This is a genomic window from Photobacterium sp. GB-50 (assembly GCF_003026755.1).
In the GTDB taxonomy this organism is placed as follows: Bacteria; Pseudomonadota; Gammaproteobacteria; order Enterobacterales; family Vibrionaceae; genus Photobacterium.
In genome coordinates this window covers 1-13,526 of record NZ_PYNX01000023.1, presented here as the reverse complement: position 1 = coordinate 13,526, position 13,526 = coordinate 1, and the positions used below count along the sequence as shown (strand labels likewise).

The 13,526-nt window shown below is 37.8% G+C and carries 17 protein-coding genes and 1 pseudogene; 12 read left to right on the top strand and 6 right to left on the bottom strand.

Features of this window, described 5'->3' with window-relative positions; all coding sequences use genetic code 11:
• Positions 1-7: 7 nt before the first annotated feature.
• The 3 genes from C9J41_RS19250 to C9J41_RS19240 all read left to right on the top strand — a co-directional run bounded on the left by C9J41_RS19250 (position 8) and on the right by C9J41_RS19240 (position 2,477).
• On the top strand, positions 8-475 hold the full coding sequence (locus tag C9J41_RS19250; RefSeq protein ID WP_107206859.1) for a GNAT family N-acetyltransferase: 468 nt from the start codon (positions 8-10) through the stop codon (positions 473-475).
• A gap of 382 nt (positions 476-857) precedes the next feature.
• Positions 858-1,754 (top strand): phosphotransferase, encoded by an 897-nt coding sequence (locus C9J41_RS19245; protein WP_107206860.1) that lies wholly within the window; start codon positions 858-860, stop codon positions 1,752-1,754.
• Positions 1,755-1,841: 87 nt separating this feature from the next.
• Positions 1,842-2,477, top strand: coding sequence for a RimK/LysX family protein (locus C9J41_RS19240; protein ID WP_233219132.1), 636 nt, complete (start codon positions 1,842-1,844; stop codon positions 2,475-2,477).
• A 53-nt stretch (positions 2,478-2,530) separates the two neighbouring features.
• Here C9J41_RS19240 and C9J41_RS19235 read toward each other — a convergent pair whose 3' ends face one another.
• Positions 2,531-3,343: a DUF2797 domain-containing protein gene (locus C9J41_RS19235; protein WP_107206861.1), complete on the bottom strand. Its 813-nt coding sequence runs from the start codon at positions 3,341-3,343 to the stop codon at positions 2,531-2,533.
• Positions 3,344-3,616: 273 nt separating this feature from the next.
• Here C9J41_RS19235 and C9J41_RS19230 point away from each other — a divergent pair, with 273 nt between their 5' ends.
• Positions 3,617-3,982 carry a DUF3703 domain-containing protein gene (locus C9J41_RS19230; RefSeq protein ID WP_107247260.1) on the top strand — a complete coding sequence of 122 codons (366 nt, stop codon included), beginning with the start codon at positions 3,617-3,619 and terminating at the stop codon, positions 3,980-3,982.
• Between the two features lie 121 nt (positions 3,983-4,103).
• Here the strand turns inward: C9J41_RS19230 and C9J41_RS19225 are convergent, their stop codons facing one another.
• From C9J41_RS19225 to C9J41_RS19210, 4 genes are read right to left on the bottom strand one after another with little or no spacing between them, the layout of a single operon-like run.
• The gene (locus C9J41_RS19225; RefSeq protein WP_107247261.1) at positions 4,104-4,961 is read right to left on the bottom strand and encodes a metal ABC transporter permease; all 858 of its coding nucleotides are present in this window, start codon (positions 4,959-4,961) and stop codon (positions 4,104-4,106) included.
• On the bottom strand, positions 4,954-5,844 hold the full coding sequence (locus C9J41_RS19220) for a metal ABC transporter permease (protein ID WP_107247262.1): 891 nt from the start codon (positions 5,842-5,844) through the stop codon (positions 4,954-4,956). Before C9J41_RS19220 ends, C9J41_RS19225 begins: the two co-directional genes overlap by 8 nt.
• Before the next feature lie 17 nt (positions 5,845-5,861).
• Positions 5,862-6,719 (bottom strand): manganese/iron ABC transporter ATP-binding protein, encoded by an 858-nt coding sequence (locus tag C9J41_RS19215; RefSeq protein WP_107247263.1) that lies wholly within the window; start codon positions 6,717-6,719, stop codon positions 5,862-5,864.
• Positions 6,719-7,630: a metal ABC transporter substrate-binding protein gene (locus C9J41_RS19210; protein ID WP_107247264.1), complete on the bottom strand. Its 912-nt coding sequence runs from the start codon at positions 7,628-7,630 to the stop codon at positions 6,719-6,721. The genes C9J41_RS19215 and C9J41_RS19210 overlap by 1 nt, the downstream gene beginning before the upstream one ends.
• 194 nt (positions 7,631-7,824) lie before the next feature.
• Between C9J41_RS19210 and C9J41_RS19205 the strand changes: the two genes are divergently transcribed.
• On the top strand, positions 7,825-8,514 hold the full coding sequence (locus C9J41_RS19205; RefSeq protein WP_107247265.1) for an SDR family oxidoreductase: 690 nt from the start codon (positions 7,825-7,827) through the stop codon (positions 8,512-8,514).
• A 27-nt stretch (positions 8,515-8,541) separates the two neighbouring features.
• Positions 8,542-8,838, top strand: a complete 297-nt coding sequence (locus C9J41_RS19200) for a hypothetical protein (protein ID WP_233220424.1) — start codon at positions 8,542-8,544, stop codon at positions 8,836-8,838.
• A 280-nt stretch (positions 8,839-9,118) separates the two neighbouring features.
• Here the strand turns inward: C9J41_RS19200 and C9J41_RS19195 are convergent, their stop codons facing one another.
• Positions 9,119-9,814 carry a Sir2 family NAD-dependent protein deacetylase gene (locus tag C9J41_RS19195; protein ID WP_107294909.1) on the bottom strand — a complete coding sequence of 232 codons (696 nt, stop codon included), beginning with the start codon at positions 9,812-9,814 and terminating at the stop codon, positions 9,119-9,121.
• A 283-nt stretch (positions 9,815-10,097) separates the two neighbouring features.
• Between C9J41_RS19195 and C9J41_RS19190 the strand changes: the two genes are divergently transcribed.
• From C9J41_RS19190 to C9J41_RS19170, 6 genes and pseudogenes are all read left to right on the top strand, one after another.
• A complete protein-coding gene (locus tag C9J41_RS19190) occupies positions 10,098-10,916 on the top strand; it encodes a YafY family protein (RefSeq protein WP_233220423.1) in 819 nt (272 codons plus the stop codon).
• 184 nt (positions 10,917-11,100) lie between these two features.
• Entirely contained in the window at positions 11,101-11,433 is a 333-nt protein-coding gene (locus C9J41_RS19185; RefSeq protein ID WP_107294907.1) for a hypothetical protein, read from the top strand.
• Between the two features lie 64 nt (positions 11,434-11,497).
• Positions 11,498-11,932 (top strand): hypothetical protein, encoded by a 435-nt coding sequence (locus tag C9J41_RS19180; protein WP_107294906.1) that lies wholly within the window; start codon positions 11,498-11,500, stop codon positions 11,930-11,932.
• A complete protein-coding gene (locus tag C9J41_RS21955; protein WP_199194448.1) occupies positions 11,929-12,066 on the top strand; it encodes a cyclic-phosphate processing receiver domain-containing protein in 138 nt (45 codons plus the stop codon). Before C9J41_RS19180 ends, C9J41_RS21955 begins: the two co-directional genes overlap by 4 nt.
• 141 nt (positions 12,067-12,207) lie before the next feature.
• Positions 12,208-12,330, top strand: a pseudogene (locus tag C9J41_RS21950) (IS30 family transposase); the annotation flags it as partial.
• Positions 12,331-12,615: 285 nt separating this feature from the next.
• The gene (locus C9J41_RS19170; protein WP_107294905.1) at positions 12,616-13,215 is read left to right on the top strand and encodes a hypothetical protein; all 600 of its coding nucleotides are present in this window, start codon (positions 12,616-12,618) and stop codon (positions 13,213-13,215) included.
• The last annotated feature ends 311 nt before the right edge of the window (positions 13,216-13,526 follow it).

The window sequence follows — 13,526 nt, the reverse complement described above, 5'->3', positions numbered from 1 at the left end:
ACTTAATATGCTTGTAATTTTGAGGTATACAGAGAAGGATCAAGAGGGTGTGAAAGCGGTGTCTTTATTTGAGGATCAAATTCTATTTGCCGCGACAGCAGATGACTTTTTAGAAAGTGAATCTGCAACAATGCATCTTTATGTGATTAAGTTGAACAGCCAAATAGTAGGTTTCTTTAAAATAGATATTGCTTACTCTCATGATGTGGATTTTTGCTCTGAAAATTGTATTGGTTTGCGAACCTTTGTTATAGACCAAAAATTACAAGGCAAGGGTATTGGTAAACAAGCATTAATGGTTTTATTTACTTATTTAGCGAAGAACTACTCAAATTATCAAAGGATTTATTTAACAGTAAATTGCAAAAATACAGTGGCAAAGCGTTGTTATGAAACGGCTGGCTTCACTTTTACAGGTGAGCGTTATCTAGGAGGTTTATTTGGGCCACAAGAAATCATGTATCATGATATTTAAGGTAGCCGAATAACGTTATTATTAATTGGTAGTATTTCACATTAGTCCTATTTGGAATAATAAGATGTAAGTCACATTCCTATATGTATTGTTTTTATTTTTGCTTATATTTTGCGAGTTGGAGCACGCTTTTTATTTATTGCTAAAAAAGAGTTTTATTCGCTAATTTTTAGCTGGTTTACGGTTGCAAAGCTCTAAATAAAATCAAATGTAACCAAAAGTGAAATATTTTAAGCTTTATTTGTCGTATCTACTGGTCATATTGGCTGTTATGTTGCATTCTTAACCCATAATAAAGATTAAATATCCAATAAAAAAAGATAATTATACTTATTTGGTATTTATTGGTTACAGTTGCTAGATAAAATCCAAGGTACAAAATATGAATAGAGCCCAGCTAAAAAATATTGCTGAAAAATCGTTTTTCGCAATGTTCCGACAAAAAGCTGATGTATGTGATATTCAGGAAACCTTTTATGGTTGGGTTGTATTTCTTGCCACAGGGAAGGCAAAGATTGTTGTTAAATTTTCACGAGAAGTAGGTCGAATAAGTAAAGAAGTTGCGTGTTTACAGAAGTTACGTTGTATTGTGAGCTGTCCTGTACCGCAGATCTATTTATTTGGTCGTGAAGAAGGGTATGACTATATCGTGCTAGATTGGCTCGAAGGTCGACCTGCGAATGAATTACCCAATAATAAATTCGCGATAGAGACATTCCGTGAAGATTACACAGATATTTTACTCGCACTACATGAGCATAATCATCCACAAGGCTTTGAATTAAATAACGGAGGCTTTGACGGTGATTTTAATAATGCGTTCGATGACTGGATGAAAGATGTATATAGATACCTTTCTTGTTCAGTATCGCCATTTAGTTCAAAGATCAAAGATCAATATACTGAGCTATGGGAACGTCGTAGAGAAATATTAGCACCGATAGCTCATGAAGCGTCTTCTTTCGTACATGATGATTGTCATTTAGCGAATGTATTGTTTGATCCTAAGACGTTTAAAGTGGCGGGATTGCTTGATCCTTGTGATAGCGGTTTTAAACACCGTGAACTCGATGTGATCCATTTATTTGATGTGCGTGGTGATACGCATATCGCCGAACGCTATATTGAAAAACGTCAATTAGATGATGGCTTTAAAGCACGACGTTATTTCTTTAGTTTGTGGGATGATGCGAAACACAGTCGAAATATGGGTTGGTATGATGAAAACTGGTTAGCGAATAAGTTTAATAAGTTTGAAGCAGCCATGAGTATGCAATGAGTTTGAGGGAAATAGTTGCCTATTTCCCTTTGTAAGTATTATGTTTTGTAAGGTAGGGGTATAAAAGAAGAACGAAAAGGTTAACTTATGATGAATAAAGTAAGTCAAGTATCTGCGTTTGTTTTACTGTTAGTTAGTTATCAATCTGTGGCTGGTAATCATGTTACATCATCTAAGTTTCCTGTTTCTTTTATCCCAGATCTTTTGAGCCAGCCCTCTGATCTTTCTCTTCGTCATGCCAGTGATACTCAATTTAATGCTTCAAGCGATTTAATCCTTGCACATAACAGTACAAAATCAGCGAATTCATCAGTAAAGAAAGAAACTCAAGATGGGTTGTTTATTTTAGGACGGCATGAGTGGATCTTACTTGCGTCATCAACACAGTATTTTTCGGCTTATATTGATCCTCTATCAGAAAATTCACGCATTGGCGTAAGTGATTTAGTTGAATTTGAGCGTAATGGAAAAGATTGGGTTACGTTTAAACTGCTTGATAAAGAGTATAAATTTGCCATTCATGAAAAAGTTAAAGTACCGGACAAAAGCGATAAATCTTTACCTGTTGTAAAGTTAAGAACCAAACTTGGCGATATTAATGAAGAAATTGAATATGTGCTAATCAATGGCGGTAGCGGTATTGTATTGGGTGAGAACTTTTTACGTGATCTTGCGGTACAAAATAGAAAATATGATTATATTCAGGGGAGAGTAAAGAAATAAAGCGAAGCTTAAACTCTCTATTCTTATCCGAGACACTTCGCTTTTATGATTAATTATGCTTCAGCAATTACTTCGTAGCTGGTGAATTTACGAATGTTGATCACGCCAGTATCAAAGATCAGATATTGACCTTTAATTCCTTGCAAAATACCTTCAACCACAGGCTCTTTATCAAAGTTGTGTGAGCTAATCTTGGTTGGGAAGGCATCAACAGGAAAATGAATATCAACAATATCGTTATCAAGATATTCAATCGCATCTTCACCATATTCTGCAGTGATTTCTGCAAGACGAGCTTTTACTTCTGGTAATAAAACCGAGGCTTTTTCTGTTAAATCTATCTCAGCATTATCACCTTTGAGCATTGCACGCCAGTTGGTTTTATCAGCGACAAGCTCTGCAATAGCCACTTCCACTAAACCTGAAATTTGACGTGTTTTTACTTTTAGTACAGCAAGTGCCTGTGTGGCACCTTGATCAATCCATCGTGTCGGTAGTTGGCTATGTCGAGTAATACCCACTTTTAAACCCGAAGTATTTGATAGGTAAACATAGTGCGGCACCATGCAATTTTCTTCACCCCATTGTGGCTCACGGCACGTACCTTTGTCGTAGTGACAAGTTTCAGGTTTCATAATGCACATATCGCATGACGCTAATTTTTTCATACAAGGGAAGCAATGACCTTGAGAGTAACTTTTCTTGGTTTTTTTGCCACACGACTGGCAAAAAATATTGCCTGTATGAGTCAATTTAAGTGACTTACCAATCAAAGGGTTTAAATGCAGTTGTTGATCGCCGACAGGGAGATGATAGTCAACAACGTCATTTAACGTTGACTTCATTTTACTTAATGTTCCTTGCATACATTGCTCAGTAGTTTGTTTTTATAGTGCGGTGATTTTAGCAGGTGAAAGAGGGAAGCGGCTATAAAAGCGCAACGGAAAAATATGAATTCCCTCTTCGACGTTTTAAATCGGAGAGACAATCAGCAAAACAATCAGTGTTTATGGGTGAAATATGTAAATGGCATAAAGTAAAAAGTGATCGTTACCTAGAGAGAAGTGATAAACACTGGTGTATTTATTTGTGTGTTCTAATGTTAGAAATAGATAGCAAGCATCATCATGGAGAGAGTTATGCTCAATCGATTTTCACAAAATATCTCTTATGCCGTAATAAAAGAATTATCTTTAGCAAGGAAAGCGAGACGTAATAATGATGTGGTATTAGAGTTCAGCCATTTAGAAAACGCTCACGTTTTGGGACAACATTCTACTTACTGGCATACTAGAATCCATTGTCATATGCTGTATTGGGCACGACGTAATGGTGATAGCCAAGAGCTAAGAGGGCAGTTATTAAGAGTCTTTGGCGCATTAACTAAAACAGCTGTGGGTCTTGTGCCTGAAGGAAATACAGGGGGAAGTAATGTAAGCCCTTTTAAACGCTTACCTATTTCAGCTTTACACCAACAAAAAATTATTCGCGCGAAACAAATGTAATACAGTTAATACGTTCAATGAGAAAAGGGCGACGCTGAACGGTGAAATGATTCTGAGATCTATTGCGAATAATGGCTATCGGATTTGATAGCCATTATTGAATATAACAGCGTAGTAGGAATTATATTAAACTTACGGGCGTTTGTTTTATGACGGCTCGCTGTTTTATTGCATGATAAACAAATACCACAATAAAGTTTATTGTCATTAATAATATAATTGTTGGTGCAGGAGCACTATCGATAAAGAAGCTAAGATAAACGCCTAAGAAGCAATTTATAATAGAAATGAATACCGATATTACCATCATGGTTTGAAAACGACGGCTAAGCATAAAGGCTGTTGCTCCTGGCGCAATCAGCATTGAAATCACGAGTATCATGCCAACGGCTTTGAGTGCGGTAACAATCGCGAATGAGAGTAGGGCAAGCAATCCGTAATGTAATACTTTGGTCGGAAGTCCAATTGCTTGTGCATGTTGATGATCGAAAATAAGTAAGAGTAAATCTTTACCTTTAATAATACACAGTGATCCAACAATGAGTGCAATTGCTCCTGCTTCTGTAATATCACGCCAACTCGCCCCAAGAGGATCACCAAATAGAATATGGTCTAAGTGAATATCTGTGTGAATTTTCGTCATCATCACAATACCGAGCGCGAACATTGCTGAAAATACAACACCCATAATTGTATCTTCTTTAATTCTGCTATTTTCTTTTAAATACCCTGTGGTTAACGCACAAAACATACCTGCGATAAAAGCGCCAATCGTAAATGGAATTGATAACACATAAGCAATAACAATCCCCGGTAAAACAGCATGGGAAATGGCATCACCCATTAAAGACCAACCCTTGAGAATTAAAAAACAAGAGAGTAATGCGGTTGGTATCGCGATAAAAAAAACAATCAGAAAAGCTTGCTGCATAAAAATAAATTCAAAAGGCGATAACAATGTCTCTATTAGATTAGCCATGTTGAACTCCTTTCGTTTGCTTAAAACGTTGTGCTTTTTTTAATGCTTGTTTGGTTTTTCTATACGTTGCTAATCGACCATATTTAGGCGCAAATATAAAAGCTAAACCAAAGAAAACAGTTTGTAATAACACGATGATCCCACCTGTTGCGCCATTGATAAAATAGCTAAGGTATGCACCAAGAAAAGCGCTGAACACACCAATAAATACACTGTAGATAATGACCATTGAGAAACGGTCAGACAGTAAATAAGCAGTTGCACCAGGTATTACAACCATAGCTATAACTAAAAAGGCGCCTACAGTTTGCAATGCGGCAACGGTTGAAGCACTTAAAATACTAAAAAATACAATTTTTAAAAATGTTGGTGATAACCCAATGGTTTTAGCATGGTTTTCATCAAAGAAAACAACCATGAAATCACGCCACTTTACACATAAAACGAAAAGAGAAAGGCAGCCAATGATGACGATTTGTAATGTATCTATAGGGGTTATTGCGAGAATATTTCCCATTACAATAGTTTGAATATTAACCGCACTAGGATAGAGCGAGACAAGAAATAAACCGAGCCCGAAGAAAGCAGTAAAAATTAAGCCAATAACAGCGTCTTCTTTTAATTTACTACGCTGGCTTAAAAATAACATACCAGCAGCCGCTAAACCGCCAGAAAAAAAGGCACCAAAAGAAAAGGGGAGGCCTATCATATAAGCGCCGGCAACACCGGGTACGATAGAATGTGATAGTGCATCACCAATAAGTGACCAGCCCTTCAGCATTAAATAACAGGAAAGAAAAGCACAAACGCCACCTATTAACGCACTAACCCACATGGCGTTGATCATATAGCTATATAAAAACGGCTCAAGTAATTGGTCCACGATTATCACTCCTTTTATTATTGACGGGAAAGGGAGCGAGATTGCTGTTCGCCATTTTCACCATACATAACAACAGGGCGTTCATGATCGGAAATAACCGATAATTTACGGCTATCGTCGTCTTCGTGAAGATCTTTCCCTGATAAAATGAAGTGGCGTAATACACCACCGAATGCGAGTTTTAAATTTTCAGGTGTGAAAATCTCGGTTGTTTCTCCTGACGCCAAAATGGTTTTGTTAATTAAAATTGTACGGTCACAAAAGTCAGGAATACTGCCAAGATTATGGGTAGAGACAAGCATGACTTTGCCTTCATTACGAAGTTCGCGTAACAATGCCATGATTTGATCTTCAGTTTGAACATCAACGCCTGTAAAGGGTTCATCGAGTAATATCACCTGACTTTCTTGCGCGAGTGCACGAGCAAGAAATACCCGTTTACGTTGCCCCCCAGAAAGTTCTCCGATTTGACGTTTACGAAAGTCAGTCATATTGACCCGCTCGAGAGCGATATTCACTTTTTCATGATCTATTTTTTTGGGGATACGCAACATATTCATATAACCATAACGCCCCATCATAACGACATCTTCAACCAGAACAGGGAAGTTCCAGTCTATATCTTCACTTTGCGGAACATAGGCTACCACATTACTTTTTAGCGCGTTTTTGACTGTCTGATTAAGGATTTTTACACTACCTTGGCTGGTGGATACAAATCCCATAATGGCTTTAAAAAGTGTGGACTTTCCGCTGCCATTCATCCCGACTAGGGCTGCGATAGAACCTTGAGGAACGCTAAATGTGGCATTGTGCAGAGCAGTATGTCCGTTACGGTATGTAACTGTAATATTGTTTATATCTAATCCTATCATTATAAACTCAGCCCTTTAGCGATGGTTTGAGAGGTCACTTTAATTAGCTCTAGATAGGTAGGAACAGGGCCGTTTTTAGCACTCAACGAGTCAACATAAAGCACGCCTGCATAGTTAGCGCCTGTTTCTCTTGCGACTTGTTGAGCCGGTTTTGCTGAAACAGTACTTTCACTGAAAACCGCATGAATTTGATGTTGACGAACAGCATCGATAAGTTGACGAACTTGTTGAGGCGTGCCTTGGGCATCAGCATTAATAGGCCATAAATACAGTTCTTTTAGTCCAAAATCACGAGCAAGATAGCTAAAAGCCCCTTCACTGGTAACAAGCCAACGCCTATCTACCGGTATGGTATTAATCTGATTACGAATAGGTGCAATTGTTTGCTTAATTTCTTGGGTATATTGTTGAGCGTTTTTATTATAAATGCCCGCATTTTTAGGATCATGCTTAACCAGTGCTTGGCGAATATTTTCAACATAAATAATACCGTTTTCAGGTGACATCCAAGCATGAGGGTTAGGTTTTCCGTTATAAGGGCCCTGAGTAATACTTAATGGCGTGATATTTTCAGTTACCGTTACAGAAGGAACATCATGGAGGTTTTGGAAAAACTTATTAAACCACAGTTCTAAATTTAAACCGTTATAAAGTATTAAATCAGCACCTTGTGCCCGTTTAAGATCGCCAGGTGTTACTTGATAATTATGAATTTCCGCATTGGGTTTAGTAATAGATTCAACAATAGCGGCGTCACCTGCGACATTTTTTGCCATGTCAGCAATGATTGTGAATGTTGTAATTACTTTAAACTTATCATTAGCATGGCTGACTGTACTCATAAACAGTCCAACAGATAGCAGTACAGCATTTGTCACGTATCGTAATCGTTGCTTTTGATGAAAGTTCATCCTTTTTATCCCTATAAAGAAAGTAATTTAAATTTTTCAAAGTTATAACAAACGCAATCTTTAAATGCAATTGATAATTATTATCAATAAGGTGTTTCTTGCTTTTGTCGGCTTTTAAGGTTGTTTGTATATATTCAATCGGTATATTGGATTGATAACTAATAGTATTTATTGTTGATGAGTAAGGGGAGACGATGAAAAAAAGCGTATTGATAACAGGAGCTAATCGGGGTATTGGCCTAGGGCTAGTGAAGCAGTATTTATCGCAAGGCTGGTTGGTTCATGCAACCTCGAGAACATTAGAAACAGCGGTAGATCTGCAAGATCTTGCTAGCCATAACGCTGATCTCATTATTCATTCATTAGACGTAACCAATTACGAGCAGCTTGATCAGCTAGCCACGCGATTACCAAGCCTCGATCTTGTGATAAATAATGCTGGTTATTATGGTCCAAAAGGCTACGGCTTTGGTCAGACTGATGTTGAAGAATGGCGTCGTGTTTTTGAAATAAATACGATTGCACCCTTAAAATTAATAGAAAGCTTGTACTCATTACTCAAAAGTGGCACTACAAAAAAAATAGCCTGCATATCTTCAAAAGTTGGCAGCATGGAAGAGAACACTTCAGGTGGTGGTTATATTTATCGTTCATCAAAAGCAGCACTTAATTCAGTAGTAAAAAGTTTAAGCAATGATCTTCGTGACGAGGGGTTTACGGTTATTGCTTTACATCCTGGTTGGGTGCAAACAGAGATGGGTGGCCCTAATGCACTTATTGATATAGAAACTTCAGCTAAAGGATTGTTTGATGTTATTGAACATACTTCAGTAAACCATTCAGGGGAGTTTATAAACTACGACGGCACACGTATCGCGTGGTAATTTAATTGAACAAAAAGGAGTGTACTAATGGAAAATATCATTATTCGACATAGCGAAGATAAAGATATTATGGGTGTTAAAGCTATTTATGAATCTGAAATTGCCTATGGCGGTACACTTCAACTCCCATTTCCTTCACTCGATCGTTGGACGTCTCGATTGTCGAATTTACCTCAAGGCTGTTATAGCTTGGTAGCGGAATATGAGGGAGAAATTGTCGGGCAACTTTTGTTGATATGGTTGCTGTTAACTAAAACTTATCAATTAATATACGATTCTTTTCTCTATCTTAAGGTTTACTTAACGCATTACATCAGGTGTTAGAAAAACAAAACCACAAACAATTAAGCTCTCTTATTAATACTCTTTATATTGAATGAATAGTGATTAAATATTCATTTTAGAGTGGATAAGAAATTTTTCCTATCGTTTATAATAGTCCGTCTTCAAATAGTCCGTCTTCAGTTCTAACTAGTTTCTGCCCCAAAATGATTTGGGGCCTGAAGATATTGAAAGCAAATCGCTTGTAATTTGTGATACTTTTCCTAATCTTTCAAATATGAAAATCGGCTTTGATATTAAGCACAATTCAGAGGGTCTCGGTTCAGCTTTCACGTAACCAGTTGGCGCACACGGAAGGCACTAGCTCGGTAGCATTGCCACGAATAAATTGGTAGTCAAATGGTTTTGTCTTTACTTCTTTTGAAATAAGGATTTTCTCTGCGTGGGCGCTGGCTTCATTAAGTAATCCCGCAGCAGGCTGAACCGACAAGGAGCTGCCAACGGCGAGTACTTTGTCAGCCTCTAACATGAGCGTTCGAGCTTCATCTAAATGCAATACAGGTTCACCAAACAACACGACGTTGGGCCGAAGTTGGCAATTAAATTCGCATCGCTGACCTATCAAAATTGGTTTCCCATGCCAAGGGTAAACTACAGATGCATCCAGGCTGCTTTGTACAAAGTTTAGCCGACCATGTAAATGGATAACGTTGGTACTTCCAGCTCTTTCGTGTAAATCATCGACGTTTTGGGTAATGACACTGACATCATAGTATTTCTCAAGTTCAGCGATTGCATGATGCGCAGCATTAGGCTGTGCAGCATTTGCCTTAGCAATGCGGTGATTATAGAAAGCTAGGACTCGCTCAGGATCGTACTCCCATGCATGCTTGGAGGCGAGATCCTCTAAACGTTGTTGCTTCCAAAGTCCTTTATTGTCTCTAAATGTAGTCAACCCACTCTCTGCACTGATGCCAGCACCAGTAAAAACCACAATTTTCTTTTTGCTTGATTCCATTTCGCATCTCTACAGTTTGTGACGATGAGCTCATTGTATATAGAGTTAACGACAGGTTCTGTCGTCAAAAGGAGGGTGATCGTATATAGTGGCTATCTCATTGTAATATAGTCGTTAAAGTTTGATGGAAAGCTTCGAAAACAAACGAGCAGTGTTCGCAAAAGTGCCAAGAAAAGGCAAAATAACGGCACAGCAAATTCGAGAACATTTGGATGCTGAAGGTCATAGGTTGTCAATACGAAGTGTGCAACGTATCCTCAAAAGCCTTGAGAGGTACGGGGTTGTGCCAGACAAGGGAAAACCGATTGGGTGGTCGCGAGAACAAGGGCTTGATTTGGGCTTACAAGGTATGGATTTAAGTAGCGCGATCACACTTAACCTTGCAGAGAAGCACCTAGAGCGAGTTCTTCCTCCGTCATTGTTCAGAAACCTTGAGTCGCATTTCAATGGTGCAAGGTATTACCTCCGCTATGAAAACAAAACATCACAAGCAACATGGCCTCAAAAAGTGTATATCCATCAAAAAGGAATGCCTTTGCTTCCATCTAAGCTTGATGCAGAAACGATAAACGTTATTTATACAGCAGTGCTTGAAGAGAAATGCATCAGGTTGGTTTATCGTTCAATCTCTTCTAATAGAGAGCAACGAATAATGTTCCATCCTTACGGTATCGTGGTGCGCGGCGAACGAAATTATCTGGTTGGTAAGTTTGATGGCTACAACGATGTACGTCAGTTGTCGTTCAATCGCATCATTGGTGCTGAATCCTCTTTATTCCCTGCAATTGTAGATGAAGGCTTCTGTCTTGAAAACTACGTTCAACAAGGTGAGATGGGGGTAACCCGTAGCTTAGATAAAATATCTATAACACTATGGACAACGCCAGTCTTCGCAAGACTCCTTGATGAAACGCCACTGTGCGATGACCAAGTCATAGAGCCGAAAGAAGACGATTTTCTCGTTCACGCAAGAGTGGATGACACCGATGAAATGCGCCATTGGCTACTGTCTGTATGTAACCATGTAACGGTATTGGAGCCAGTGGCATTACGTGAAGAAATAAAACAAACCCTTCGGGATTCGTTAAGTTATTACGAGTAGAAAGCAAATATAGTATTTAGAAAAATTAGTAGAAAAAATCGTTCGCCAAAATGAGGACAAGTTTTCAATTTTTGCGAAGCACGGTTATTCCTTTGAGGAATGGTTAAACCTTGAGCTGTGCACATCTCTTTGCACAGATCCATCCATTAATGCTGATTCAGTCCAGAATACTCCAAAATACGAGTTGAAAAATAAAAGACTGGATATTTCCTTTCAGCAAGGTGATGAGAAATACGCGCTAGAACTTAAAATCGCTCACCCTGGAATATTAGAGAAGTACAAAGATGCATGCATTGAGGATCTCACTAAACTACAAAGAGCAGACACCTATGATCACCGACTCTTCGTTCTCGTAGTGTCATCTTCTTTGTCATCAAATGATTTCATTATCGATAGCGAATGGAATACTTGGATTGGTAAAATTTTTGCTGGGCATTCTTATAGTAGTAAATCGATAAGTTATAGCGAAAACCAAGGTTCGACGTATATTTATATCAGTGATATTCCACCGCTTTAATATAAGCGACAAAAGCTGTCGCTTCCTTCCTACATACTCTCTCCAACCAACAGGAGAGAGTTTTATGACTAATAATACCTTTCGCTTAGCAGAACACTACACACCTATTCGCCAGAAAATTCTCGACAGCCATAAAGATATGGACACGTTGCATAACGAGTATGGCGAACTCGTAGATGAATGTTTATTCTTGTCCCGTTTAATTGAAAACCTCAAATTATTGTCTTGCACAGAAAAATTGCTATCAATTGCTAGTCCGTTGATTGAGTTTGAGCTACCACAATTTCGACCACATGATTTAGTGCCCATCTATGAGGGGGAGAGTTTTTTCAGGGGTGAAATTATCTATTATTCGGATAATGTTTTGGTGCTGAAAGTAACATCAAATCAATTTCCAATATGGGAGATATTATTAACAGTGGTAACGAGAGTTACCTCTACGGTTTTGCCGAATTTTGAATTGAAAACTCATTTTGAGTTCTCGGCGGTAACTTTATGAAAATATTCTTAGATGATTGCCGTTCGACACCTGATGGCTTGGTTAGAACTTATACTTCCCAAGAAACCATTGAACTACTGAAATCTAGTCAAGTAGAAGCACTGAATTTAGTTCATGATCTTGGTGATGATTAAGGTAACGGTACTGGCTATGACGTTTTATTGTGGATAGAAGAACATGTTGTACGCTACGGATTTGTTCCTGCAAAAATAATAGACGTTTATAGTTCAGCCAGAACTAAAATGCGAACAGCCATTTGTGCGATCCAAGCTTACTTGAGAACGGTGACGGATGACGATATTCAGTTTGCTCAATCAAGGATTAACAATCGTCCTAAAAAGTGTCTAGGGTTCAAGCAACCAGCCGTTATTTTCAAAGAAATGGCAATGGCCGCTTGATATTAGAGAGTGTCGCACTTCGAAGTTGAATTCTGGAATAACCAAGCGAGTTCCATAGAGTGTCATTTATTAGATTATCCAATAAACTAATCTTTTATACAGTAATAATGAGAAATGGCTCTAAAATCACTTTTTCATGCTATTAATCGTGCATACATTGAGGTTAAGATTCAATGGATTTGTTCGGATAAATTAAATACAACTTGTTAGTTGCGCTTGTTTTTCGCGATCAAAAGAGTGTAAACGCGCAGCGTTCTAATAAAATGTTATGTTATAAGGATATATATGGCAAGCGCACAGGTTTCGTTCGATGATATTATAACTAATCTTTCAAATAATACTGAAAGGTTTATCTATCAGTTTAATTTCTCTGCGTGTGAATTATGGCTATGTAATGAGATATGCCGAATATTGAATTTCGAGGAGGGTGATGGAACATCTGCTGGAAAAAATGAGTTTGCTTACAATGAAGACAACAAAAGAGATATATCAATTTATAAATCTCTTAGTTCATCAGAAAGTTCCCTATTAGAGCATATTGAAGTAAAAGTTGTTTATCCAAGTCAAAATTTGACTCGTGACGAGAATTGGCTTGATTCATTAGTATGTAAATTAGATTCAGCTAGTGGTAATAATGACTCATCAATTGGTTATCATGGCTGGGTTTTTTTTGTTTGGACATCTGATTTAAAATATTCTAAAAAATATCCTGAGCCAGAGATGTTTTTTGATAAAGATGTGGAGTTCATTCAAAATAAAATAGGTAATTGTTATGAGTCACCTTCTCGTTTTAAATCTATTGATGTTATAGATGGAAATTTTGAGTGGAGAGGGGAAGATAAATTTATTGTAGTTAAGGGCATGCAGTTTACGAAAATTGTATAACATATAAGGATAAGACCAAGCTATCTTATTTAACTAAATATTGCGAATATCATAAAGGGTGATGCGAAAAAGAAGTCGAGCGTTATCCTTACTTATCTAATACTTTCTAGCTGAAATAGAGCAATTAATCTAAGCATTTTCTGTCCATTTTCGTTTCAGTCGTTCATTCGTTTCATTCGTTCAGTGTGATTACCGAGGGAGGTTGACGGTTTAAATACCGAAGGATTCTGTCGTTGTCTTATTTATAATAGTTCACTATGGCAGAGTTACTCTTATTCGATAATTGAAGCCTTGGCACGTGCCTCCCGTAA

What these genes read in the sequence shown, in the direction of transcription:
- C9J41_RS19235 (WP_107206861.1), bottom strand. Translation starts at nt 3,343, where the DNA reads ATGCAAGGAACATTAAGTAAAATGAAGTCAACGTTAAATGACGTTGTT.
- C9J41_RS19195 (WP_107294909.1), bottom strand. Translation starts at nt 9,814, where the DNA reads ATGGAATCAAGCAAAAAGAAAATTGTGGTTTTTACTGGTGCTGGCATC.
- C9J41_RS19215 (WP_107247263.1), bottom strand. Translation starts at nt 6,719, where the DNA reads ATGATAGGATTAGATATAAACAATATTACAGTTACATACCGTAACGGA.
- C9J41_RS19180 (WP_107294906.1), top strand. Translation starts at nt 11,498, where the DNA reads ATGACTAATAATACCTTTCGCTTAGCAGAACACTACACACCTATTCGC.
- C9J41_RS19170 (WP_107294905.1), top strand. Translation starts at nt 12,616, where the DNA reads ATGGCAAGCGCACAGGTTTCGTTCGATGATATTATAACTAATCTTTCA.
- C9J41_RS19245 (WP_107206860.1), top strand. Translation starts at nt 858, where the DNA reads ATGAATAGAGCCCAGCTAAAAAATATTGCTGAAAAATCGTTTTTCGCA.
- C9J41_RS19230 (WP_107247260.1), top strand. Translation starts at nt 3,617, where the DNA reads ATGCTCAATCGATTTTCACAAAATATCTCTTATGCCGTAATAAAAGAA.
- C9J41_RS19250 (WP_107206859.1), top strand. Translation starts at nt 8, where the DNA reads ATGCTTGTAATTTTGAGGTATACAGAGAAGGATCAAGAGGGTGTGAAA.
- C9J41_RS19205 (WP_107247265.1), top strand. Translation starts at nt 7,825, where the DNA reads ATGAAAAAAAGCGTATTGATAACAGGAGCTAATCGGGGTATTGGCCTA.
- C9J41_RS19200 (WP_233220424.1), top strand. Translation starts at nt 8,542, where the DNA reads ATGGAAAATATCATTATTCGACATAGCGAAGATAAAGATATTATGGGT.
- C9J41_RS21955 (WP_199194448.1), top strand. Translation starts at nt 11,929, where the DNA reads ATGAAAATATTCTTAGATGATTGCCGTTCGACACCTGATGGCTTGGTT.
- C9J41_RS19210 (WP_107247264.1), bottom strand. Translation starts at nt 7,630, where the DNA reads ATGAACTTTCATCAAAAGCAACGATTACGATACGTGACAAATGCTGTA.
- C9J41_RS19225 (WP_107247261.1), bottom strand. Translation starts at nt 4,961, where the DNA reads ATGGCTAATCTAATAGAGACATTGTTATCGCCTTTTGAATTTATTTTT.
- C9J41_RS19240 (WP_233219132.1), top strand. Translation starts at nt 1,842, where the DNA reads ATGATGAATAAAGTAAGTCAAGTATCTGCGTTTGTTTTACTGTTAGTT.